General features: G+C 40.2%; 21 protein-coding genes. 8 read left to right on the forward strand and 13 right to left on the reverse strand.

Going from position 1 to position 23582, the window contains the following annotated elements; all coding sequences use genetic code 11:
• Positions 1–170: 170 nt before the first annotated feature.
• The gene (locus IPM48_08880; GenBank protein MBK9271702.1) at positions 171–1457 is read right to left on the reverse strand and encodes an MFS transporter; all 1287 of its coding nucleotides are present in this window, start codon (positions 1455–1457) and stop codon (positions 171–173) included.
• 225 nt (positions 1458–1682) lie between these two features.
• On the opposite strand from IPM48_08880, the gene IPM48_08885 reads away from it, so the two are divergent.
• The 4 genes from IPM48_08885 to IPM48_08900 are packed head-to-tail and all read left to right on the forward strand — an operon-like array spanning position 1683 to position 5653.
• The gene (locus IPM48_08885; GenBank protein MBK9271703.1) at positions 1683–2576 is read left to right on the forward strand and encodes a RimK family alpha-L-glutamate ligase; all 894 of its coding nucleotides are present in this window, start codon (positions 1683–1685) and stop codon (positions 2574–2576) included.
• A complete protein-coding gene (locus IPM48_08890) occupies positions 2563–3516 on the forward strand; it encodes a succinylglutamate desuccinylase/aspartoacylase family protein (GenBank protein MBK9271704.1) in 954 nt (317 codons plus the stop codon). The genes IPM48_08885 and IPM48_08890 overlap by 14 nt, the downstream gene beginning before the upstream one ends.
• Positions 3513–4958 (forward strand): D-alanyl-D-alanine carboxypeptidase/D-alanyl-D-alanine-endopeptidase, encoded by a 1446-nt coding sequence (dacB, locus tag IPM48_08895; protein ID MBK9271705.1) that lies wholly within the window; start codon positions 3513–3515, stop codon positions 4956–4958. Before IPM48_08890 ends, dacB begins: the two co-directional genes overlap by 4 nt.
• Before the next feature lie 17 nt (positions 4959–4975).
• Positions 4976–5653 (forward strand): class I SAM-dependent methyltransferase, encoded by a 678-nt coding sequence (locus tag IPM48_08900; GenBank protein MBK9271706.1) that lies wholly within the window; start codon positions 4976–4978, stop codon positions 5651–5653.
• Here IPM48_08900 and IPM48_08905 read toward each other — a convergent pair whose 3' ends face one another.
• The 9 genes from IPM48_08905 to IPM48_08945 all read right to left on the reverse strand — a co-directional run bounded on the left by IPM48_08905 (position 5654) and on the right by IPM48_08945 (position 13791).
• A complete protein-coding gene (locus IPM48_08905) occupies positions 5654–6670 on the reverse strand; it encodes a DUF4340 domain-containing protein (protein ID MBK9271707.1) in 1017 nt (338 codons plus the stop codon). It abuts the gene before it with no gap.
• Position 6671: 1 nt separating this feature from the next.
• Positions 6672–8372: a gliding motility-associated ABC transporter substrate-binding protein GldG gene (gene gldG, locus IPM48_08910; GenBank protein ID MBK9271708.1), complete on the reverse strand. Its 1701-nt coding sequence runs from the start codon at positions 8370–8372 to the stop codon at positions 6672–6674.
• A 3-nt stretch (positions 8373–8375) separates the two neighbouring features.
• Positions 8376–9107: a gliding motility-associated ABC transporter permease subunit GldF gene (gldF, locus tag IPM48_08915; GenBank protein ID MBK9271709.1), complete on the reverse strand. Its 732-nt coding sequence runs from the start codon at positions 9105–9107 to the stop codon at positions 8376–8378.
• A gap of 5 nt (positions 9108–9112) precedes the next feature.
• On the reverse strand, positions 9113–10030 hold the full coding sequence (gene gldA, locus IPM48_08920; GenBank protein MBK9271710.1) for a gliding motility-associated ABC transporter ATP-binding subunit GldA: 918 nt from the start codon (positions 10028–10030) through the stop codon (positions 9113–9115).
• A 44-nt stretch (positions 10031–10074) separates the two neighbouring features.
• On the reverse strand, positions 10075–10809 hold the full coding sequence (truB, locus tag IPM48_08925) for a tRNA pseudouridine(55) synthase TruB (GenBank protein ID MBK9271711.1): 735 nt from the start codon (positions 10807–10809) through the stop codon (positions 10075–10077).
• 2 nt (positions 10810–10811) lie between these two features.
• Positions 10812–11612, reverse strand: coding sequence for an undecaprenyl-diphosphate phosphatase (locus IPM48_08930; protein ID MBK9271712.1), 801 nt, complete (start codon positions 11610–11612; stop codon positions 10812–10814).
• A 5-nt stretch (positions 11613–11617) separates the two neighbouring features.
• A complete protein-coding gene (locus tag IPM48_08935; protein ID MBK9271713.1) occupies positions 11618–11914 on the reverse strand; it encodes a DUF3098 domain-containing protein in 297 nt (98 codons plus the stop codon).
• Between the two features lie 11 nt (positions 11915–11925).
• On the reverse strand, positions 11926–12774 hold the full coding sequence (locus tag IPM48_08940; GenBank protein MBK9271714.1) for a hypothetical protein: 849 nt from the start codon (positions 12772–12774) through the stop codon (positions 11926–11928).
• A 72-nt stretch (positions 12775–12846) separates the two neighbouring features.
• Positions 12847–13791, reverse strand: coding sequence for a hypothetical protein (locus IPM48_08945; protein ID MBK9271715.1), 945 nt, complete (start codon positions 13789–13791; stop codon positions 12847–12849).
• Positions 13792–14044: 253 nt separating this feature from the next.
• On the opposite strand from IPM48_08945, the gene IPM48_08950 reads away from it, so the two are divergent.
• The 4 genes from IPM48_08950 to IPM48_08965 all read left to right on the forward strand — a co-directional run bounded on the left by IPM48_08950 (position 14045) and on the right by IPM48_08965 (position 18685).
• The gene (locus tag IPM48_08950; protein MBK9271716.1) at positions 14045–15136 is read left to right on the forward strand and encodes a hypothetical protein; all 1092 of its coding nucleotides are present in this window, start codon (positions 14045–14047) and stop codon (positions 15134–15136) included.
• An 11-nt stretch (positions 15137–15147) separates the two neighbouring features.
• Positions 15148–16749 carry a hypothetical protein gene (locus IPM48_08955; GenBank protein MBK9271717.1) on the forward strand — a complete coding sequence of 534 codons (1602 nt, stop codon included), beginning with the start codon at positions 15148–15150 and terminating at the stop codon, positions 16747–16749.
• A gap of 257 nt (positions 16750–17006) precedes the next feature.
• Positions 17007–18059: a PQQ-like beta-propeller repeat protein gene (locus tag IPM48_08960; protein MBK9271718.1), complete on the forward strand. Its 1053-nt coding sequence runs from the start codon at positions 17007–17009 to the stop codon at positions 18057–18059.
• A gap of 92 nt (positions 18060–18151) precedes the next feature.
• Positions 18152–18685 carry a DUF3575 domain-containing protein gene (locus IPM48_08965; protein ID MBK9271719.1) on the forward strand — a complete coding sequence of 178 codons (534 nt, stop codon included), beginning with the start codon at positions 18152–18154 and terminating at the stop codon, positions 18683–18685.
• Positions 18686–19143: 458 nt separating this feature from the next.
• On the opposite strand, the gene IPM48_08970 is transcribed toward IPM48_08965, so the two are convergent.
• Genes IPM48_08970 through IPM48_08980 form a run of 3 tightly spaced genes read right to left on the reverse strand, consistent with a single transcriptional unit; the run spans position 19144 to position 23535 of the window.
• On the reverse strand, positions 19144–20568 hold the full coding sequence (locus IPM48_08970) for a TolC family protein (protein MBK9271720.1): 1425 nt from the start codon (positions 20566–20568) through the stop codon (positions 19144–19146).
• Position 20569: 1 nt separating this feature from the next.
• Positions 20570–21877 (reverse strand): HlyD family efflux transporter periplasmic adaptor subunit, encoded by a 1308-nt coding sequence (locus IPM48_08975; protein MBK9271721.1) that lies wholly within the window; start codon positions 21875–21877, stop codon positions 20570–20572.
• Positions 21874–23535: an ATP-binding cassette domain-containing protein gene (locus tag IPM48_08980; protein ID MBK9271722.1), complete on the reverse strand. Its 1662-nt coding sequence runs from the start codon at positions 23533–23535 to the stop codon at positions 21874–21876. The genes IPM48_08975 and IPM48_08980 overlap by 4 nt, the downstream gene beginning before the upstream one ends.
• Positions 23536–23582: the final 47 nt, after the last annotated feature.

Raw genomic sequence — 23582 nt, forward strand, 5'->3', positions numbered from 1 at the left:
TATTGCAATCAATAATTGATGCATTCTGGTTTGGTAATCGGCAATTTTGGGGGTTAGAAAATCCAATGTGAACTTTCAATAATATACATTTTGCTCAATGCATCCTTTTGGTTTTCATATTTTCCAATTCTCTGACAAAACCATTCAATAGTGGAGAGATAAGCCTCTCCTTATTCTGCCAGATGATGTCTTTTTACCTGATGGATGAACACCAAACCCAGACAGAAAAACACAATCAAACTAAGCACACTGTATCTCATGCTACCCATCATCTGATCGATAAATCCAAACATAAATGTACCAAAAACAATCGAGACATAATACACCACATCGTAAAAACTGAAAAAGCAGGTCAGGTCATCGTGCCCTTGTGGTATTAATTTGGAATAAGTGGATCTAGAAATGGCCTGAATACCGCCAATGACCAAACCAACCATGGCGGCAATTGCGTAAAACATATTTTTACTATCCACCTGATAGGCAAGGATGCAAATAAATATCCAAATAAACAGCATCCATTTCATACTGACAATGTTATCAGATCTTCTTGAGACCATCGCAAAAAAATACGCGCCGCCGATGGCCACAATTTGCAAAAGCAAGATCACGATAACCAATTCAGAGGATTCAAAACCCAGCTCTTTTTGTGCAAAGGGCGAAGCCAAATACACCACTGTCTGCACACCCGCACTGTAAAAGAAAAATGCCGACAGATAAAAGAAAACTTCTCTCCTTTTTTTAATGATTGTCCAGGCTTTCATTAACTCTTTTACTCCATGAAGTAAACTAAAAGTATTGTTATGACTAAGTTTATCCTTTGGCAACCACGCAAAGGAAACCTGGCTAAAACCCAGCCACCAGAGTCCGACAGCCAAAAAAGCCAATCGGATCGGAATGTTTTGGGCCACCAAGTCAGGACCTATTCCAAACCATTGTGGTTGTTGAATGATCAGAATATTGGTAATTAAAAGAATTACACTGCCTACATATCCGTAGGCATAACCCTTTGCACTCAACTTATCACTTCGTTTTGGCGGCACCAATTCAGCAAGGTAGGAATCATAGAAAACAAGAGAAGCGGCATGGCATGTGGCGGCTCCTCCAAATGCCAGAAGACAAAGCACCAATTGATCCATCCCATTAAAGAAAAACAGACTCATGCAACACAAACTCCCTAGGGTGGTAAACAAGCGCATAAAAAACTTGCGGTGTCCTCCGTAATCTGCAATTCCGGACAGGACAGGTGATATCAGACAAACAATCAAATAGGCAAATGCAACAGTGTAAGCATAGATTGAAGAGTTCGAGGCAGAGATCGGTCCGATTTGTATATTGGGTTCTGTGACTGCAATAAAAAAAGTTGGAAAAATCGCGGTTGAAATCACCAGCGAATAGGAAGAATTGGCCCAGTCAAAAATGACCCATCCCCATTCTGCCTTGGATGTTTTTTCTTTCATGCCTGAATAATTCGGGACAAGGATACGCAAAAATGAAGAAAACCTCTTTTATTTATCCCTGAATGCACAATCCAATGATGGGCTGAGGCCATTGAATAATCAATGCTCTATTTGTGAGAAATCCAAAGTTACCAACTTGAAATTTGCTGCAATTACCTGAAGAACCGCTTGATCGTTGGGATTCCGGAAAATTGCTACCTTTGGACAAATTAGTGATTGCCTTAAATGAAACTACTCATCCTATCCCGAAATGCAGCCTTGTATAGCACACAAAGCTTAATCAAGGCTGCTCAAAACAGAGGTCATGATATTCAGGTGTACGATCCGCTGATGTGCAATATCATCGTTGAAAAATCAAAGCCAAGACTCATGATTGGGCAGGATTTTTTTGGGCATTTTGACGCAGCCATTCCAAGAATCGGAGCTTCTAATACCGCTTATGGGGCTGCCATCGTCAGACAGCTGGAAGCCATGGGTATCTTCGTGACAGTGAAAGCGGAAGCCTTGCTCAAAGCCAGGGATAAATTGCATTGTCTGCAGATCTTAAGCAGCCAGGGTATTGATGTACCTAAAACAGGAATTTCAGCGGGCGACACCTGTGCCCCAATCGTGTATGACCAAATTTCGAAGGAACGCGCAGTGGTCAAGTTATTGGCCAGCACCCAGGGTCTTGGTGTGATTTTATCCCAAACCAAAAGTCAGGGAGTGTCTATTGTAGAGGGATTTCACAGGGTGGGCGAAGATGTGATAGTCCAGGAGTTTATTGCGGATGCAAAAGGTTCAGATATCCGTGCGTTTGTGGTAGATGGTGAGATTGTAGGATCAATGATCAGACAAGCAGTACCGGGAGAATTCAGATCCAATATCCATCGGGGTGCGAGTTCAGTTAAGATTGAGCTTTCTTCAGAGGAGCGCAATATTGTACTTAAAGCAAGCTCTTTGTTGGGATTGTCCATTGCCGGGGTGGATCTGTTGAGATCCCGTCGGGGACCACTGATCCTTGAGGTAAATGCCTCTCCGGGTCTTGAAGGAATTGAAAACACTACAGGCATAAACATAGCTGACTGCATCATCCAATTTGTGGAAAAAAAGACCGCACAAAAAAATGGATCCATTTAACATACAGGGTCAGGAGTTTGGGCCGGGATCTTACGGGGTGGTAAGAATAAATGCAGGAAGGCTTCCGAGTGGAAACAGAATTTCAATTTCAGCGTATATTTTTCGCAGCCGTCAACCAGGTCCGGTGGCATTGTTTTTGGGAGGAATGCATGGGGACGAAATTAACGGCGTAGAAATCCTCCGAAGGGCCATCACGGAGGGTATGTTTTCCAATCTTGATGCGGGTAGCGTGATCTGCATTCCCGTGTTGAATATTTTTGGTTTTATCAATTTCAGCCGAGATGTGCCTGACGGAAAAGACGTGAACCGGAGTTTCCCGGGAATCATGACCGGATCACTGGCATCCAGGGTGGCCCGACTTATCACCAAAAAGATTCTGAGCATGGTTGATTTTGGAATCGATTTTCACACCGGTGGCAGGGACCATTGGAATATGCCACAGCTGAGATATACCTCTCGGTTTGAAGAGTCTTTTCAGTTGGCCATGGAATCCGGCTTTCCGCTACTTGTCCAAAAACCAGTGATCTCAAAATCTCTTCGAAAAGTGGCCCGGGATTTAAAAATACCCATCCTGATTTTTGAAGGTGGAGAAGCATTGAGACTGGATCATCTGGTCATCGACAAGGGACTGGAACTCATCAAGAACCTTTTAATTAAAAAAGGGATGAAAACAGGTAAGCTAGGATCAGCCTTACCGCCTTTGATTTTTAAGAAGACGATGTGGGAGAGAAGTCCGGATGGAGGCATCGTCAGTTTTACCCGAAAGGCAGGTGAATTTGTGCGAAAGGATGAATTGCTCGCCATCATCAATGATCCTTTTGGCCAAAAGGAAACTCGTCTTTATGCAACGCGGAGTGGATATTTATTGAGCCACAACAATGCTCCGGTAGTGCATCAGGGTGACGGATTGTTTCACATCGGATACGACAGTAACGTATGAAGTTGGGCATATGTTTTTTTTTCTGTTTTATGGTTTGTTTTAATGCATTCCCACAATCTGAAAAGTGGCAACAGTCCATCGATGCTTGGGTAAAGCAGGAGGACTTTAAAAATGCAAGTATTGGTATTTGTTTGATGGATATCAAATCCGGTAAAGTGATGGCAGGTTTTGATGTGGAGAGAAGCCTTATTCCAGCCTCAACTCTTAAAATTTTAAGCAGCTATGCAGCTTTCTCTACAGCTGGAAAGTCCTACCAATTTAGAACAGAATTTTACCTTAAAGTGCATATGTGGTCAGATAGCACTTGTTATGCGGATATCGTAGTCATCGGACAAGGAGATCCAAGTTTTGGTTCTTATCTATTGCCTGGAAACAAAACCCTGTCAGAAATTTCAGATACAGTAGCCAATCTTCTAAAACTAAGAGGCATACATCAATTGGTGGGGAGAATCATCGTTCAATCTACCTGGCAAAACGACCTCCCGGAAAACCCGGAATGGCTCTGGTACGATTTGGGCAATTACTATGGTGCAGGATATTTTGGTTTTAATGTTTTGGAAAACTCAGCGAGCATTGACCTGAATATACCAGAAGAAGCCAATCAGATTTGTGAAATTATCAAGGTGGTACCTTCCTGTCTATGGGAAAATTACTGCTCGGAGGCCGTTGTTGTGGAAACAGAGCCCTTCGAATCAGTCTATGTGATGGGGAGTTCACCCCACCGGATTTATACTGTTTCCGGCAGGATTAAAAAAACAAAAGACAAAACGATCAGCTTCTATGCATCCATGCCAAATCCTGCGGAGACCTATGAGTGCATTCTTCGGGATGGACTGATCAACAGAGGTGTTCTCTTCAGAGATAGCCTTATACTTTCTGATATTAAAACACCAGAGCTGATTTACCTGCATTTTTCGCAAAGTCTGGACAAATTGGCAACAAGGGCATTGCATAAAAGCGTCAATTTGTACTCAGAATCTTTTTTAAGTTTGGCCGGAAAATACTGGACCAAAAATGCTGACCGACCTACTTCCCTGCGCCAGTTGAGAAAATTTTATCTAAATAAGACGGAAAATTTGGATGGAGTGAAGATTTTTGACGGCAGTGGTCTGAGTCCGAAAAACCGCATGACTGCGCTCGCCATGTGTGGAATTCTTCAAAAAATAGCGATCGACCAAGCTGGAAATCACATTCATCCCTACCTGCCGGATGTGTCTCAATCGGGTCCTTTGGCCAATAAGATTTCCAAAAAATCCAAACTCAAAGGAAGGTACAGACTAAAGAGCGGAAGCATGGAGGGTGTGCGCGCTTATGCAGGATATTGGATGGAGGGAGCACATCCCAAATATAGCTTTTGTCTGATGATCAACAATTACAATGGAGGCTCTGAACAAATCAAAAAGCATATTGCCAATTTTCTGATACATTTGTCGCAGAATTAATGGAATTGTCAAACAAAATGATACCGCGAATTTGGTGGATGTTCTTTTTAATTTCTTCCTGTTCTTATTTTGACAAGAACGGTCCCCTGATATTGAAGGAACCTGCCCATCAAGAACCCAATGAAAATGCAGAAAAGTCCTTCGAAGCCTTCGAATTTTCAGATCGGACCATCTGGCAAAAGCCTTTTCTAATTATTGACCTTCTTGAACCATTGGATCAAAAGGTAGTTGCAGACATTGGAGCCGGAAGTGGTTATTTTACTTTTCGCTTCATTCATAAGGCCAAAAAAGTGATCGCTGTTGAAATAGACAGTACATTGATCGAGCTGATGAATGCTGAAAAGGATTATTACGATCAGGAACTTCAAAGAAAATATGAAGCCAGATTGGCCACTCCGGATGATTCAAAGCTTAAAGACGATGAAGTAGATATTGTCTTCATTTCGAATACTTACACCTATCTGGAAAACAGAATGGAATACCTTAAAAATCTAAAACCCAAACTAAAGGCAGACGGTATCCTTGTGATCGTGGATTTTAAAAAGAAAATGACGCCAATTGGGCCTCCTCTTGACCAGAGATTGGCACAAGGAGATGTAGAAAGTGAACTCGTATTGGCAGGTTATCACATTGCAAAATCGGATGACATAAGTCTCGAATATCAGTATATCATTATTGCAGAACCAAATCCTTGATCAGCCTTTGATCATGTCCTGAAAATCTTTCAGGATCATATCGATTTGCTGAATCTGTGTCATCATAAAATCACCGTCACTTCGGTGCACAAAAAATCTAAAAAAATTGCGCTGCGATAAAAACTCAGGACTGAGATCCACTGGAGCATCTAAATGATCATTGACCGGATAAAGACTAAGACTAAACGTATCTACCGCACTGGATTTGGTGATCCTGATTCGGCAATATGGTGTAAGCAATGGAATGCTGTCTTTGGCGGGATGCAAGTTTTTATATGCTTCTATCATGGCCAAAGGAATATTCTCAAGGTAGGATCTTAAAAATTTTGACTTCACATGGCTGGTAGAAATTGAAAGTGCACCCAAAGACTGAATATTGTATTTGTTTTCAACCTGAGAAATTCGAAAAGACCTTTCTGGTTCATAAGGATAGCTGACTTCAAGGGTCGAGATGTCTTCTGGCTTGACCGGAATCATGGCTCTCTCGCGCCAGTCATCCAAGGCAAGTTCGTATCGTTGGCGGACGTTGGATACTTTTTTATCCAAGTGCATAATATAAGGTTGACGGTAACCATCCATCAAAAAATAAACACCTGTCTCGTCATCCGTTACTCCGCCAATGTAATAGGTTTTTAATTTGTTTTGATTTTTACCATAGATTTCTACCTTCAAACCGATCTCAGAAAAATCTTTCATGATCACTTCATACGCTGGCTTTGGAGGAATGGATTTGATACTAATATGACTCATGGCGTACAACAGATTTTGTACCGGATTAATAAAAGCCTTGTATCGATCGTTAACATACCATTCGCCATTTTTCTTTTCCAGCTGTATGGGTTTTCCTCCTTTTCTCACCATAAAAATTTTATAGACCTCATTTTCATCTTCGATGGCAAACTGTCGGTCTGCAGTGTCAATGGAGGATTTTGAATCTGAGTGTGTGGTAATCCACCATGCAGCAATGCCCAGAAGAATAAATAGCGCGGTGAGAATATAAAGAGTTTTGTTATTCATTTTAGATTTTGATGTACTTCCTTTTACGGGAGTAATGATTGAAAACCCCAAACAGGATGAGGAGGAAGATTGGTATTCCTACGTTAAAAAACTGCCAGAAGGTTTTTTCTTTTTCAGCCTTCACTTTATCGAGCAATCGCAGTTTGTATTGTTTGGATCTTGCGGCGAGCACCTGATTGGGGTCAATCAAATATTCAACTGCATTGAGTATAAAATCCTTGTTGCCTTCAAAGGTCAGTTTTTCCCAGCGACTGTAACCCATGGGAGCTGTCTTTCCGGTCTCTTCATCGTATAGATTTTTTGGCAAGTCTCCATCTCCCACAACGATGATTGACGTTGGTTTTGATTTGGATTTGAATTCCATCTGGAGAGCTGCAAGATTGTTCATCATTTCCTCGGTTACCCTGTTTTCATATAAAGATGAAAATTCTCCTTCCAGCAAAACTGCTACAGGCAGATAGGGCTTGTTAAATTTTTCAGGCTCCGGTTTGTACCGCAAAATATCAAAACCAATTTTCATAGGAGCCAACTGATAGCGGCTGTATTGGGACGAATTCAAAAGAATTGTTTTTCGGACAGGATATTTTGTTTTTAGCGTGTCAATGGTTGAAACAAATTCCAAGTTGACTCTATCGATGTGATTGGTGATGGGGTGGTGGTCTTTGGATGCAATGAGTGGATGGTAATACCATGGAAATAATTCTATCTGTGGTTTTCCCCCCTGCCTTCCAATGACCTGAGGAATTCTTGAGCATTCCAGATCTAAAACCAAATTCGGCTCAATTCGAACACCATATTCAAATAGCTGATCTCCAAGGTTGACATCCAGAACTTCAGGAATGTATTCGTTTCTTTCTCCTAGTGAGTCCAGGCTCATGGCAATTCCGTCTAAAAAAAACATGGCTTTGCCCCCATTCATAAGAAACTGATCCAGTTTAAATTTATTTTTTTCCTCAAACTTTTGAGTAGGCCTTGCTACAATCACCAAATCGATTTCAGAATTGATTTTAGCCACACTGTCTAAATGAATTCGGCCAACATTGTAAAATGGGTATAATAGACCCATGAGCGACTTGGTATACTCAGTTTCCAATTCGCCATTGCCTGTTGTAAGCACAATATTTTTGCGATCCTTGTATTTCAGTTTTTGAATGGCATTGGCAAATTTGTATTCAAGCAAACCAATGGAATTGCTCAACTTGGCGTCCTGGTCCTGATCTGCAGAATTTTCCAGCAGATTGACCGCCACTTTGCGCTCCCCATAATTAAAAATGGCATAGGGATAAATGATCTGTTCTTTGTTTTCAGTACCGGATCGAACGAATAAGTTGGTGGGTAACAAACCTTCTTTTTTAAGTTCTTCTCTTTTCGCATTGATTTCCTCAACCGTTCCATCATTTGGATCTTCAAACTGGTATTCCACATATCCTGAGACCGATGCAAACTGATCGAGCATTTCAATGGTACTTTGTTGAAGCCTTTTGAAACCTGATGGAAATTCTCCTTCCAGCAAGACTCTGACAAAGACCACTTCCGGCAATTCTTTGAGAATTTTTTTGGTGGCCGGGGTGAGCGTAAATCTTTTTTCTTCGGTGAGGTCAATCGAACCATACAGATAGCTTGAAATCACATTGACCAGGATCAAGATACCAGCCAGTACCAACAATCCTGCAAAATTTTTAATGTTTTTGAAGAGTGCCATCATTTAAAACAATCGGTTTTTGATCCAATAGATGGTCAGCCAAAGAAAGAATCCAATAATACTCAGGAAATATATAAAATCTCTGCTGTCTAGTTTTCCTTTGCTCATGGAGTTGTAGTGAAAATCCATGCCGATCATAGCGACAATGTCATCTGTTTTTCCATAAAAAAGTGGCAATTTGCTCAAAAAATAAAAACCGTAATAAAAAAGAAAACACATCAGAATAGAAAAAAGAAAAGATATGATTTGGTTTTTGTTGAGTGTGGATCCATACAAACCTATGGAAGTAAATGAAGCTGCGAGAAAAAACAAGCCGATGTAAGATCCGGCAATGGCACCTGAATCAAGATTGCCAACAGGCGACCCCAGGCGGTGTACAGAATAATAGTAAAATAATGTTGGAAGCAAGGTGATGATGGCCAGAACAAGACTTGCAAAATATTTACCCAGTACAATCTGTGATTCGGAGATGGGTTTGGTGATCAAAATTTCCAGGGTACCAGATTGCAATTCTTCAGAAAAAGATCGCATTGTCACTGCAGGAATCATAAACAACAAAATAATCGGCGCAATGGAAAATAGCTGATCCAGAGATGCTTCGTTGTAATATAAAATGCTCGTATCCGGAAATACCCACATGAGCAATCCCATTAACATCAGAAAGACCGCGATGACCATATAACCGATCAGGGAACTAAAAAAAGCTGAAATCTCTTTTAAAAAAATGATCCACATCGCGTTTACTGTTCTTGTTTTTTGGTGAGCAAACTAAATACATCTTCAACGCTATTTTTTTCGCGGTGCATTTCGAGCAGGGTCCATTTTTGTTGAACAGAAATATTGTAAATGGTTTCTCTCAAATCTGATTTCTGATTGGCATAGAGCGTGTACAGTCCTTTACCATGGTGCTTGAGATTTTGGACACCCGGTAAAGACTTAAGTATGTTTTCATTTACAGCTTGTGTAAATTCGACGTGGACCACTTGTCGATCCAAACCAATTTCCTGTAGATCTTTGATGTTGTTGTCTGCTACAATGCGGCCCTGATGGATGATGATCACCCGATCACAAAGGGCTTGGACCTCTTGCATAATGTGCGTCGAAAAAATCACGGTCTTTTCTTTTCCAAAACCCTTGATCAGGTTTCGGATGTCCTGGATTTGGTTGGGATCTAAACCTGAAGTCGGCTCGTCCAAAATCAATACCTCCGGATCATGTAGCAAGGCCTGACTTAGACCAACCCTTTGCCGGTACCCTTTGGACAGCGAGCCAATGTATTTGTTCTGTTCGCGGGTAAGACCTGTTATTTCGATGAGTTCATCAACGCGATGCATGGGTTTTACCACCCCGGCAAGTCGTGCAAAAACCAAAAGATATTCACGGACAAACATGTCCTTATAGAGTGGATTGTGCTCGGGCAAATAGCCCATTTTTTTCTTTGCCTCGATGGGTTGCTCGATGACGTCAAAATCGCAGATTTTCGCTGTTCCGGAACTCGGAGCCAGAAAAGCCGTCAAAATTTTCATAGTGGTTGTCTTGCCAGCCCCATTGGGACCTAGAAATCCCAGAATCTGCCCTTTGGGCAGTTCAAAGTTGATCCCATCCAGTGCCCGCTGGGTTCCATAAATTTTGACCAAATCCTTGACAATGACAGACATTCAATAGTGGATGCGTGGATGAAAAGGCACAAAGTTAGAACGATTCAGGCACTTAAAGGTGGATTGGGCTTCTTAAGAATTTGCAAAAACTCATCCAGTGGCCAGGCATTCTCAATTTTGCAGGGTCCGATTGCATCCCTGCAGAGTGCGGATAAGTAAGCTGCATTGTTCAATCTCTGACCGAATTCATGCGCGATAGACCGTATATAAGTGCCTTTGGTACAGCGGATTCGAAAAGAAATAACCGGACCCTCTCTACCCGTCAACTCAAACTCAGCAATGTGCACCGGCTTTGGTTGTAAAACGACTTCATTCCCTTTTCTTGCGAGCGCATAGGCTCGCTTGCCTCCAATTTTAACGGCCGAATGCGCCGGTGGCACCAATTCCTGATATCCTATAAAAGAGTCTTTCACCTTTTCCAGTTCGGAGTCCGTAATCCCTGAGGGGTCCGGCCCTGGCTGTATCTCCCTTTCCAGATCATAACTCTCTGTCCATGCTCCGAGGGTCAATTGTCCGGAATAGGTTTTTTCCAGGTCCTGGTACTCATTGATTTTTTTAGTCATTCGACCGGTGCAGACGATCAGAAGACCGGTGGCCAATGGGTCCAAGGTACCCGCGTGTCCGATTTTCAATTTTGGATACCCCAAGGATCTCAGCGCACGCTTGATTTTTTCAATGATGTAATAGGAGGTCACCCCAAATGGCTTGTTGATTAAGATGATTTCTCCAGCGCCAAAGTCAAGAGAATCAAGTTGGGAGAAGGAGGGTAAGCGTTCCAAAATTACGAGAAGAATTGAAGATAAGCAATCATTCCAATACCCACCAACATACAATACCAGGCAAAATAATGCAGGAGCACCTTTTTTACGATATGGATCATCAGATAGCAGGCAGCAATCCCTGTCAAAAAAGAGGCTACAAATCCAAATGCCATGGCCCCAATTGAATAGCTATGTACCATTAGATCCCCATCCATCAGGTCTTTGGCGACCTTGCCAAGGATCAAGGGCACCACCATTAAGAAGGAGAAACTCGCCGCCTGATTGCGGTCAACACCCATCAGCATTGCTGTGGAGATGGTGCTGCCGGAGCGACTAATGCCCGGTAAAATGGCGAGCATCTGGGCCAATCCCATCAGAATGGCTACTTTGGGTGTGATAGACGCATTTGCTGGTTTCCGGAGTTTGGAAGTCAAAAGGATGAGACCGTTGATGATCAGGAGGATGGATACCATCAGGATTTTTCCCTCAAAAAGACTGCTGACGATTTCCTCAAAAAACAATCCCACAATCGCGGCAGGGATCATCGAAAGGATAACATGCCAGGCAAATATCCTGGAACTGGAATCCGTGGATGAACTCAGACCGGATAGGATCTGCAGGATATTTTTGCGAAACACGTAGATGATGCTAAAGGTCGTGGCGATGTGCAAAAGCACGGTCAGTTGGAGACTTTCGAGTCCTTTGGACTGATCACCTGTCAGATATTTTGCCAACTCGAGATGCCCGTCGCTGGAGATCGGCAAAAATTCTGTGATTCCCTGTACGATGCCAAGGATCAGGGCGATCAGATATTCAGACATCTGGTTTAGTTTTTAAAGATGGCGTACACCTCGACCGCAAGACCCGCGATGATGAATGCCGGAGCTAGGACTGTGCGTCGGAAGGAATAGATGATAGACTCATCCCATACCTCCGGAGAGGGCATGCTGCCACCGGACATCAGTGCCAGACCTACGGCGATCAGACCGAGGCCCAGTAGGACAACGCGGATGTGGCTGTGGTTATAAGTCAATCCTTTGGCAGTTTGAGGCGTTTTATTTGCTTCAACGGATTTCGCCGTATTGGCGCTTTGGTCTGGCTTTTTGGATTTTGCTTCTCCCATGATGATGCAGTTTATTTTTGAAATAGTTTAATGCTTTGACGAATGCTCAGATAGTGCATGGCTGGACTGGCCATCAGCAAAACGAGTAAAGTAAGGATAAAGTTTTTGAGATCCAGGAGTTGATAGATCCAGGGAGCGAGATAATAGAGTGCCAGAAGAGCAAGTCCCATCAAGCTCACCGCCATCAGGGCACTTGCGAGGCCGTGGATAATGGCCAGGCGTGTGTAAGGCGCAAAAATTTTATGGTCTTCAGCGCCGAGCAGAGACATCAGCCGGATGACTGGGGCCTTGGAGAGGAAGAAGATCCTTACCAGATAGCCAATGATCAGAAAAGCCAGCAATGTCAGGAGCAGGGTAGAAAAGATCATCACCGATTTTATTTTGGACAGAGCTTGAGCCATGCCCCCAGCGGCTTGACCGGGCGGATGTGCGCTGACTGTAAGGTTTTTGGCTTTGGCCATTTGCTGGATCTGGTCGATGGTATGCGATTGGTCTTGTCTGGGGTCAAGGCTCAGAACCAAAATGTCAAAGAAAGGATTCTCCCCCTGCTCGATGTCAAGCGCTTGTTCTTCGGACATGGTCCTTATTGCATCTTCTTTCGGAATAAAGAGTACGGAAGAGGGTAGTACTCCTCTCAGTTTCTTGAGGTCGAGCTGGAGGCTGGTGAGTGAATCTGAGGGATAATCCGGCTGCAGCTCCAACACATAAGGCGTCTCAGTCCTGATCCGCTCTTCTAGTCTAAGGCTGTGGACAAAAGTCAGAAAGGCAATCCCTACGAGTGAGAGCACCAGGGCCACCGCCAGCACATGCAATAAATTGGAACTTCCCGAAGATCCCTTCAAATTACAAAATTTTTGCAAATGTAGGGAAAAAGGGCAAAATCAGCTTTAAGAAACCTCTTCAGAATAATTTATCAAAGGATCCTAAGAACTTTAAAATCTTGATTTTATTCGCATGGATAATTGTTCCACTTTCTTGTGAAGGTAATTAAAGAACATACTTGTCTGGTGACCACTGCCCTTGCCAAGTAAATAAGAGGTCTCCTCAATTTTATTGTACCAATTTTCTGAGTACCTAATAAATTCTGCATCATCCGAATAGATAAAATTGGGATAGTCAAAACTGAGGTAAATGAGAGACCTATCCTCCATACGCACCAAGATGTGGTTACCTGTGTTCAGTATTTTATTTTCATAAAGTTTAAAATTGTTTGTCAGGTCTTTGTTCTTTGTGTTTGCGTTGGTCATTTGTTTTAGCAATATGATGAGTTCATCTAAATCGTTCAGAAGATCTATGGCATCAGCTGTGTTCAATTCACCTGATTCAAAATAATAAAAAATTTGTTGTAAAGTAGTATCAAACACTTTGGTACTCCAATATTCAAAAGACTTTAGTCTAGAATATTTATCCCACAACAATTCCAATTTTTGAAGAGCTTCCTCATCAATAAGTTTGGTAGAGAATTCTTCATTGACCACAGATTCCAGTTTCCAGATGGATTTGGCGTACACATATAGTTTAAAACAGCTCAGCCTGGGCTTAAGAAAGTAATAAAAAATTGGCAGCTCTTTTGTAGCGTAAGAAATATTTGGATTTTTGGAAACATCCAAATCTCTGAAAGTGTATAATAAATAATTAATGTAAGTCTCAATATTCTGAACAGGATATTTTAAACCCGGTACATTGAATTGTACCACTCCTTTATTATGGGTAAAAATTTTATCGATGTCAATGCTGTAGTATTTGATTAAAAACAACATCTCTTCAATGGTAAAGAATGAGTCTTGTCGGGTTTTTTTGTAAATTGAAGAAACTCCGCAATGAAGTATTCTAGACAGTTCTTCAGCCCAATGACGTTTGTCTCTAATCTTTGCCATCAAGGCATGGTTGAAACTCTCCTTGAATTCAGTGGTATCAAATAGCATTTTGTAAAATTTCGAGAATATTTACATATAAAAAAATATAATATGATGCAAATTATCAAATTTGACCCTACAAATTTAGGAAAATTATCTACAATTGGAGAATGGATCATCTGAAAATTCCAAAAAATTTCTAACCACGAAAAAGATTTTAGTTAAATCTTTGTCCTGACACTTTTTCTATTTTTTTACATTAAATCCTAAATTTATGAGACACTTGTATTTAATTCTATTTTTTTGGGCTCAGTATTTGAATGCTCAGGTCGATGACTCTGAATTCAAACGCATTGTTGAGTTCGATGAATTTCATTTTGTCAATTATTCCATACCAGAGGACGTGGCGGTGGAATCATTGGACAACATGGATCTGGCAGAAGCAATTCCATATACTTCTAAGATTCATGTTAAAATAATGGTAAACCAATACAATCAACTTTCAGTTGAAAGAATTTATTTTCCTGGTCCAACTTCCATTAGTAGATATCCTGGAATTGGTCGATCTATTTACGATGGTAGTTCGCTTAGGCTTTTTGATAAAAATGGAAAGGAATTAAATGAAAATACTGATCCGGCAAAAGTTTCAAGCGAGATTACAACTTTATCAGATGAACAAATCCAAATGCTGGGATTTGAGCACGAGATAAAATCTCCTACTTTGGAACAGATTGAATTGTTAGCTCAGGAAGGGGTGCAGGCTTTTCAAGCTGAAGATAGGAAGTTTTATATGATTAATGGTGAAGTGAATTTGATTTCTGATGAAACGAATGGTTATGTAGAGTACAGGTTATTCAATGGTAGTATTCTTGGCTCGGCAGAAATTAAGTATTATCACAACCTTGGATCGGGCAAGGCAATTTTAAGAAAAAAAATTCACAAAAGTTATTTACCCATAACAACCGGTGCACTAATGGAAGTGCAGGATATTGTTTTATATTCGAACTATCGCGTTGTGGACCAAGGTACAGAAATTTATAGACAATTCTCTTCTGATGAGTTGGAACTTAATAACCTGACATCTCGTTCATCGGGCATTTCTACTTATATTAAGGTTCAACCTCTTGATAGAATGCTTGAAGTTATTGCAATCGAAAATGCAGTATTCAAAATTAATCTACCGACACTTAAAGGATTGAATGCTTCGTTGGTCTTGGTAAGTTTAGATGGGCGTATATTAAGACATTTACAACTGACAGATGATCGATTAATGCAATTGGATTTGAGCGATCTCTTGCCTGGGAATTACCTGTTGCATTATTCGGATAGCATGGGTCGCATCACCAATCAAATTATAAACTTTTAAAATAAAACACCATGAAAACAATACTATATTTCAGTTTATTTCTTTTATTATCAAAATTTACAATTGCTCAAGTCGGGGCACCTCAAGGTGGTGGTACAATGGGCAGTTCAGGATTTCTCATTAGCCCACAAGGCAGCCAACTACCCTATCTGCCTAATTCTCCATCTGGTCCAATGGGTCCTTCAGCACCCGGGGGGCTTCAAGACAGGGGGGTGTTTTGGTTACATGGACTGGGAGGTGCTGATGATTCCTGGGCAGATGCAGCGGATGCCACACAACACGGTGGGGCCCCCAATTTTGCCATTCGGGGATATAAAGTGAATTCTCATACCACTGGATTGACCTATTCTGAGAAATCAACTCTTCTATTGGGCGCACAAGATGTTAGAAATTACCTGGATAGGGTAGCAAGTACCCAAAAGGCTGAGGGTGTGAATCCGAAGTACAATTTTATCGTTGCTCATAGTCAGGGCGGGTTGGTCAGTCAGGCTCTTATGTATAAAGACTTTTGTTTTGACCCCAATATTTCAGGCCCAAGTTATGGAGGAATTGTTACCTTTGGATCTGCTCACAATGGCGCAATGATCATCAATCATGCCGAAAAATTAAAAGATTGGTTGAAATCAGGATGCAATGATCTTACAGATGGTCCAGCAACAGAATTTACGAATGGTTTTGTTGGTAAACTCTTGGAGCTTATTGTTGATGACGAAAAATTACCATATAAGAAAGTTGTTAAAGAAGAGCTCTGCGACAAGGTCATTAATGGTTTAACAAAAGTATCCGATATTTTGAAACCGATTACTGCAGATTACGGAGTCCAATATAATGAAGGTCCTCTTTCTACCTACAAGGAATGTATTGAAGACCATGCCAATGAAATAAGTAAAGTAGCCTTTTATGGAGTAGAGCCTCCTGAGAATCTACCTTGGCGGACATTGGATTGGATGATGTTACAAGATGTAAATGGCGTCGATAAATTTCAAGCCAACAGTGATGATACATTGGTTTCGAAAGTGGCGAAAATTAAAAATTATTACACACAGAAAGTACTCGAAAAGGAGTTTGAAATATTTGAACTTGAATTTTTACACGACATGCCTTGTAATTGGTGGGATTGGATTACCCGCCCAATACCTTGTGCTATATATGATGGTAAGTACTATAAAACCATACAGGAAAAAGTTGATTACATGAAAGGTGTTAAATGGTTTGATACAGCGGATGACAAATGGGCTGAGATCATTGGGTCCTTGGTTATTGAAAGGAAAACAAGTTATTTTTGCGAGTGTTTTGACAGCAATACAGGACAAGACAGTTATTATGAAATCAAGTCACCTTCGGAATGTATTAAAAATCCAAAACCCGGCAAAACTTGTAATGTAAATGATCAGTATTATTTTGAAAAATCTTACAAACCATCAGATGGTATCGTCTTAGCTGAAAGCGCTTCAGAATTCCCTGGAGCCAATAGTTTACCCGTGGGCAGCGCTTCCAGAGAAATGGTGAACTCTTCGCACATGCAGATGAGGAATGATAAGAATACCAGAGATAAATTAACTTTATTAATGAATGGTGATTATGGATTATTTTTCAGTACACCAAAAAGATAAACATATTGGGCGAGGTAAAACCTTGCCCAATATTTAATTTTAAAATGATGAAACCCGAAACAATGATTCTCTCAATGCTATTTGCACCATTTTTTTTGGCTTGCTGTGAGCCAGAGGAAAACTTTCCTAAGCATCCAAAAGTATGCAGTGATACTCAAGTCATAACCAAACTTCTTCCAATTTGGAGTATACCAAGTCGACCAGATACGAATGGAGCAATTATGATTCAACCAATATTCTATAAAAATTCATTCATTATGAGTGAAGAAAATGCATTTCCTAATGCACGGTTATCAAGAGTTGAGATTGAAAGTGGAAAAATTATCTGGGAAAATACAAATTCATTTTTATTAGGTCTTGGAGATAAAATTGATTATTATATTCATAATAATAATCTTTATTATATCTCCCAAACTTCAAGTGATTTACCTTCAATCAAAGTGATTAATCTTTCAAGTGGTGAGCTAGTATATTTTGAGTTTGATCGTAGTATTCAAAACTACAATGCGAGATATGAAAATTCAATTTATTACAAAAAGGAATTTGGAAATATCCCTTTTTCAGACAGCGTTCAAATTTGGAAATTTGATATGGACAGTTACCAGTCTACTTATGTATTTACCATTGAGCAGGTTAGGGATTATTCGAGCAATCCGGTGGCCATGGTATGTTATGAGTTAGCCAATGGAGATGAAGTTCTGTTTTATCAACAAAGGATGATCAATGACAATTTAAATCGAAGGGTGGACACACGCGCTTATAATATTACGCAGAAGAAGTTTATTTGGGCCCATGATTCTGTAGACTACCTACGAAATGGTTCAGTTTGGCCTTCTGTTTACAAGGAAGGCAAGGTATTTTTTAAGGCTGCTGCAATGTTGTATTGTTATCATGCAGAGACAGGAGAAATCATTTGGCAACAAGATGTAGGATCGCGTGTCGGAGGTGATATGCTTTTGGGCAACATGCTGGTAGAAGAGGGGAGGGTAATTGTTCACAGCAATGGCGGTTCAGTATGTTCGTTCGACGCAATTTCAGGTGCTCACCAATGGACCACATTAAAATGGGCTGACACCATTAACAATCTTCTTTATTATAAAGGAAAAATTTATACCGCCAGTGGAGCAAATGGCAGAATCCATTCTTTGGATATTAAGACCGGGCAAAAAATCTGGAACGAACAATCACCCAATTTGAATTGCTATCCAAATGCTCATTTTGGCACTTGTTACCCCAATCTGGATCCTGAAACTGGTATCATGATCATCGATGATTTATATTTTACAATGGCCATCGACCTGAATAAATAAAATTATAACTTTTAAAAATTTTCGAATAAATTATTTACATTATGTAATGACTTTAATGATTCAAAATTATTGGTAAATTAATTAACACAACTATGAAAATCCTAATCGTTACAAGTGCTTTTTTATTTCTGAATTGCATTTCTTCCAATGCACAGTTCGAAATTAAAACCAATCCTATCTTATTCTCAAGTCGCATTCCCAATCTAGGAATTGAATGTGGTGTAAAACCCAATCTTGGCGTTGAATTAGAATATCTTGTTGCTGGGCTATTTGATAAGAAATTAACGGATAGATTCATGATGCATGGAGTCTCAGCTTCATTGAGACATTATTTTACCAAAGACATTGCGATGGCAAGGTTGTATTTAGGTGTTTATTCGTTCTATTCTAAAGAAGAAAATACCTCCAAATATGCCTACAATGAGGTTATAAAGTCTTTTACGTTTGGATTGAGATCCGGATACAAACTTCCACTTTACAAGCACTGGATGGTAGAAGGAGGTCTTCAATTTGGAAGGAGATTTATGTTCGAAGGTGACCAGCTGCTGGTGCCCGTTACTCCAACTCAAGAGTTTTTTTACAAGTGGGATATTTCAGTGAGATTTAGGATTTGCTTTAGATTTTAAACAATCGCAATAATTGCTATTCCATTTTTTGGTGAACTTGAAAAATTGTGGTCAAATCAAATTTCAAAGAACTAACTCTGAAAACTTTATTTTTTTTTTTTCAAAACCAGAAAATATTAGATTTGTCAATCTCCCAATCCTCCAACAACTTGTAGAATTACAAAATCAATCCATTTTACTGTAATTAAATTCTGTTGGTATGTGATGGCCTTAGCTTGAATGAGGATGTAAGCAAAAGCTCCTACAAGCATTTGCGATGAATTCCGTTCCATAGTCTGTTCTTATGGATTCCGGCGGACTATTTATGGGGATGATTTGTTCCATTAGTAGCCCTACCTTCTCAGATGAAAAACCATAATCTGCGCAAGACATCAGTGCCTGTCTGTTCTCATCATCGATTGCATTCTATATCCTTAATGGTCTTCCATTGGCAGTTCTGAAGCAAGCATGACAAGGGTCTACTCATTACCCGCTGCAAATTGAATTGCCTCTTCCAGGCCTGCAATGAGATGTTGAAGTTGCCAGCTTGATTTTGCTACCTGGTTATTTAAGATCAAGAGCTGTTTTCTGGATTCTAAAAACCGCAATTCTCTCTGATTGACAATAAACAAACTGCTCTCCCCATTTTGATATTTTGTGTTTTCTGCCTGGAGCATGGTTTCAAGATTTCTGGTGGCCTGAGCAAGGGTTTCTGACTGAAGGATGAGTTTTTTATTTTTGGTATATTCCATTTTAATGTCATTTTTAATTTTGACATTGATTCGCTCAAGATTCAACTGACGGACATTCAACTCCAGCTTGGCCCGGCGGTAATTTCCCCTACCTGATCTTAGAAATAAGGGTAATTCAAATTGTATTCCTGAGTACAAGCTGTTTTTGAGTGCGTATGCACCGGTACCGAATTGAAATGATCTGGAAAGATTTTGGATGCTCAGGTCTGCACGCGGAAGCATAAATTGGAATCGGTATTTTTTTTCCAGTTCTGCCATTTTAATTTCATTGACGGCTTGTTTTATTTCCGGATGAGAGTCGGAGGCAGACAGGTAATACTCAAAATTGGAAGTATTTACTTTTGGAAAAATCTGATCTGAAGGAATGATACCGGCTGGTAATTGATAATAGGAGCCATCCTGCAGCCATAAGAAATTACTGATTCGGATTCTGGCTAGCTCCAGCTTTTGATCTGCTTCAATTTGTTGGGCTTTGATGATTTGCCATTGACTCAATGCTTCAATGGTATCAATAGGAGCCATTTCTCCAATGCCTATGCTAATTTGGATTAAGTTATATCTGAGCTCATTGACCTGATTCAAGCTATCCAAAAGCATCTTCTGCTGGTGGCATAGTACCCATTCGGCATACACGGTGATGGCTTCCAGCAATAGGTCATTTACAATCAGGATTCTTTCTGATTCAGCCATTTTAAGCATTTGTTTTGATTGCAACACGCTCTTCCTGCGCTGATCCATCAGAAGACCTTGCATAAGAGGCAAATTAAAACCAATCTGTTGACTCAGGTCTGGAGTGGATTGAGGATTGATCAATGGTCCTGTGTTGTTTAAAGCGGTCAAGTTTAAGTCAATGCCATACCATGTCGGTATATTTAATTCCAGATTTTGGAGCCGGTAATATTTTTTGTTTTCGAATTCTTTGTCCTGCAAGCGGTAGGAAATCATTGGGTCAAATTGACCTCCGGAAGCTCTGAGCTGCTCTTCGGCCATTTTATTTATCAAATGAGCCTGTCGTACCACAGGGTGATATTTTATCACAACACTCAAGAATTCTTTAAGGCTTAATATTTGGGTCTCCTGACCATAGACAGGTTGGGAGTGGATGATTATGGCAATGATAAATAGGACCAAACAATGGATTGCCGTTTTCATTTCAATTTTTATTTTTTGAATGGTAGAATTCAGGCGGGAAACCGTTTATTTTTCTCCAGATTTCATAAGCTAGCGGAACGTTGCCCAGTAGTATGATGCATTGGGCTCCGGTACCAAGTCTCAATGATTTTGGCCATTGTTTATAAGAAGGGTTTGATTGAATCAAGACCCTGATGTTCCCTGATCGGTTAACCTGGTTTTCGACAGCCACAACTTTGCCAGAAAACGTCCCAAAGGATTGATCGGGCCAGCCTCCAAAAACCAAAGCCGGAAAACCGTCAAAAACAATTCTCACTTCAAGGTCTTTGTCTAATAAGGGTTGATCCATTGGTCTGACAAACAGCTCTACGGCGAATTCAAGATCAGAAGGTATGATGCGTAATAACTTATCTCCCGTCTTAATAATTTCACCGATTCCTGATTTTTCGATTTCTGTTGCCTGACCACTTTGAGGAGCTAATATATAGTACATTTCATTTCGCAATTTGTAGCTTGAGTACAGATTTTGGAGTTTAGCAATATCGGCCTCTGCGCTTGCTATTAAGGAGAGTGTTTGATATCTATCTCCTTCTACCTTTGATAATTTTTCATTGTATTCTTGTTTGAGGCTATTCAATTCTATCTTCTGGTTGATTAAATCTTGTTTTGTATTGATAAATTTGATTTCCGCACTGATTTTTTTGGCCTGGGCGTTTTGTTGATTTTGTGTCCTTTGCTCCAGCTGGGTGAGAGAGACCAATCCTCTTTCATGCATTTGTTTTTGACGCTCAAGTTGCGCAGTAGCTATTTGTAATTCACTGGAGGAAGTAAGATATTCAGTACTGTCTGCGATCAATCTGACCTCCGTTTGAGAAATTTTGTTCTCCAATTGACTTAGCTTTAAGGTCATGGCCTCTTGAAGAGATTGATATTGAGTTTCTGCAGTTTCAGCTTTATTGAAATAATTCAGGTTGGCTGTTTCTTTGGCTTTGATTTGTTCTTGTGTTCTTTTCAATAGCTCGGGATCCAAGTACTCTAGTTTTATTTCCTGCAATTGTACAAGGGTATCTCCTGCTTTGACCGTTTGCCCTTCCTGAACAAACCATTTAACGACTTTTCCATCGATGGCAGAATTAACTTCCTGTGGTCGCTCTTCTTGTCTTAAAGTCGTCACAGTGGCCGTGCCCTGAATATTCTGCGTCCATGGTAAAAACAAAAGTAAAACACAACCAAAAAATAGACCTGTCATCCACCACCTTATTCCTTGATTGGCTTGATCGCGGTAAATTAGTTTTGCCGATTTTGGCAACAATATGGTTTGATGGGTCATGCTGTTAAATGCTTAGGGTCATTAGAGCTTATGACAAACTTCTGGTCAAATTCTACAGGAAGTATTTCTTCCTGACTGGTGATGATTACAGTGGCATCCAATTTTTTTAAAAAGAGTAGCAAGCAGGTTTTTTCATTTTGATCTAAATAACTGAGTGGATCATCTAGAAGCAGTAATTGGCCGGGAACAATAAGAGTTCTCAGTAAAATTATTTTTTTGATTAAGTGTGAGGGCAATTTGATGCCATGGGTGTAAATTTGAGTTTGCAATCCATTGGGAAACTGATTTATAAAATCACCAAATCCAAGTTGATGCACCAAGTTTATGATCTGATCTGTTTCAATTTTGCTTCTTCCCACGACAATATTGTCAAACAAGCTTCCAGAAAATAACTCTGGTCGGCCAATCATGAAGTTAATTTTTGAACGGTAAACTTGCAGATCAATGTGAGCGAAAATAGTGGATTGAACTTTAATTTTTCCGGTTTGGGCCTGATGTGTACCCGCAAGAAGTTTGAGTACGGTACTTGATCCCGCACCGGATGTTTGATTGTAAATAAGCATTTTTTTTCCGGCATCCAGCTTAAATGAAATATTCTCCAACACAGGTGAGGTAGAATTATAACTGAAGCTGACATTTTCAAATTCAACAGACCATGCCTTGTCATTTGGTACAATGAATCCGCCCGTTCTCTCTTTTGTTTTGGTCAACAAAGCATTCATTTTTTCAACAGCTGTCAAAACATCAAATACAAGATCCACACTAAGAATCAATTTTTCGATGGCATTGATGATAATAAAGAGGACGATTTCAGCGGCAACAAATTGGCCTATGTTGATTTCCTGATTGTGTAGCAAAGTGGTGCCTATGATCAGAAAACCTGCCATTAGCAAGACCTTAAAAAGAACCAGACTCCAATACTGTGTTTGTAAAATCCTAAAATGTCTTATTCTGAACTTTATGTAATCTGTGGTAAAATCGTCCGCCACCTCTCTGTGAAAACCGGTTTCGTTGTAATTTTTAAATGTGATCAGATTTCTGCTTAATTCTTGTAACCAATGCGCCACTTTATATTTGTTTTCACATTCCTGTAAACTGGTCTGAAGGCCTTTACTGGAAGTGAGACGAATAATCAGGTAGACGATGGCCACTAAAATTAGAGCAATGATTAAAAATACCGGGTGATAAAGAGACAACAGAAGTATACCTACGATAAGTTGAACACTGGCCAATGGTACATCCAAAAGCAATTTAAAAACACCTTTTTGTAAGTTTACCGTTTCAAAAAATCGGTTTGTCAATTCAGGTAAATAGCTTCCATCGGTACTGGTAAGTTCGATTTGAGGGATGTGATCTGTAAACTTGCTGGCTTTGCGCACGAACAGCCTCTGCTGAATTGTTTCTGCTATTTGCAGTTGCCTGATTTGCAAGTACCCACCTAATCCAAGTCCCAGGAGAACCAACAAGATCAAGATGTAGATGGATGTGGTTAGTGTATTGTAGATCATTAAATTTATAATGGACTGAATACCAAGGGGAAGACTTAGTTGTATCAGTCCAGCCAGGCCGGCGAAGAAATACAAAGACCAAAGCTCCTTTTGCTGCAGATTTAAATAGTCCCAAAGGCTTAGAAGCGGTGTTGTTTTCTTAATTTTCATAAACTTCAAATATAATAGTATTACTATTACGATAGTTTATTTATATA

The sequence above is a fragment of the Saprospiraceae bacterium genome, assembly GCA_016715965.1.
In the GTDB taxonomy this organism is placed as follows: Bacteria; Bacteroidota; Bacteroidia; order Chitinophagales; family Saprospiraceae; genus Vicinibacter.

What these genes read in the sequence shown, in the direction of transcription:
- IPM48_08980 (MBK9271722.1), bottom strand. Translation starts at nt 23,535, where the DNA reads ATGAAAATTAAGAAAACAACACCGCTTCTAAGCCTTTGGGACTATTTA.
- IPM48_08950 (MBK9271716.1), top strand. Translation starts at nt 14,045, where the DNA reads ATGAGACACTTGTATTTAATTCTATTTTTTTGGGCTCAGTATTTGAAT.
- dacB (MBK9271705.1), top strand. Translation starts at nt 3,513, where the DNA reads ATGAAGTTGGGCATATGTTTTTTTTTCTGTTTTATGGTTTGTTTTAAT.
- IPM48_08905 (MBK9271707.1), bottom strand. Translation starts at nt 6,670, where the DNA reads ATGAATAACAAAACTCTTTATATTCTCACCGCGCTATTTATTCTTCTG.
- IPM48_08965 (MBK9271719.1), top strand. Translation starts at nt 18,152, where the DNA reads ATGAAAATCCTAATCGTTACAAGTGCTTTTTTATTTCTGAATTGCATT.
- IPM48_08935 (MBK9271713.1), bottom strand. Translation starts at nt 11,914, where the DNA reads ATGGGAGAAGCAAAATCCAAAAAGCCAGACCAAAGCGCCAATACGGCG.
- gldA (MBK9271710.1), bottom strand. Translation starts at nt 10,030, where the DNA reads ATGTCTGTCATTGTCAAGGATTTGGTCAAAATTTATGGAACCCAGCGG.
- IPM48_08970 (MBK9271720.1), bottom strand. Translation starts at nt 20,568, where the DNA reads ATGAAAACGGCAATCCATTGTTTGGTCCTATTTATCATTGCCATAATC.
- IPM48_08885 (MBK9271703.1), top strand. Translation starts at nt 1,683, where the DNA reads ATGAAACTACTCATCCTATCCCGAAATGCAGCCTTGTATAGCACACAA.
- IPM48_08890 (MBK9271704.1), top strand. Translation starts at nt 2,563, where the DNA reads ATGGATCCATTTAACATACAGGGTCAGGAGTTTGGGCCGGGATCTTAC.
- IPM48_08900 (MBK9271706.1), top strand. Translation starts at nt 4,976, where the DNA reads ATGATACCGCGAATTTGGTGGATGTTCTTTTTAATTTCTTCCTGTTCT.
- IPM48_08930 (MBK9271712.1), bottom strand. Translation starts at nt 11,612, where the DNA reads ATGTCTGAATATCTGATCGCCCTGATCCTTGGCATCGTACAGGGAATC.
- IPM48_08945 (MBK9271715.1), bottom strand. Translation starts at nt 13,791, where the DNA reads ATGGCAAAGATTAGAGACAAACGTCATTGGGCTGAAGAACTGTCTAGA.
- IPM48_08960 (MBK9271718.1), top strand. Translation starts at nt 17,007, where the DNA reads ATGAGTGAAGAAAATGCATTTCCTAATGCACGGTTATCAAGAGTTGAG.
- IPM48_08975 (MBK9271721.1), bottom strand. Translation starts at nt 21,877, where the DNA reads ATGACCCATCAAACCATATTGTTGCCAAAATCGGCAAAACTAATTTAC.
- gldG (MBK9271708.1), bottom strand. Translation starts at nt 8,372, where the DNA reads ATGGCACTCTTCAAAAACATTAAAAATTTTGCAGGATTGTTGGTACTG.
- IPM48_08955 (MBK9271717.1), top strand. Translation starts at nt 15,148, where the DNA reads ATGAAAACAATACTATATTTCAGTTTATTTCTTTTATTATCAAAATTT.
- gldF (MBK9271709.1), bottom strand. Translation starts at nt 9,107, where the DNA reads ATGTGGATCATTTTTTTAAAAGAGATTTCAGCTTTTTTTAGTTCCCTG.
- IPM48_08880 (MBK9271702.1), bottom strand. Translation starts at nt 1,457, where the DNA reads ATGAAAGAAAAAACATCCAAGGCAGAATGGGGATGGGTCATTTTTGAC.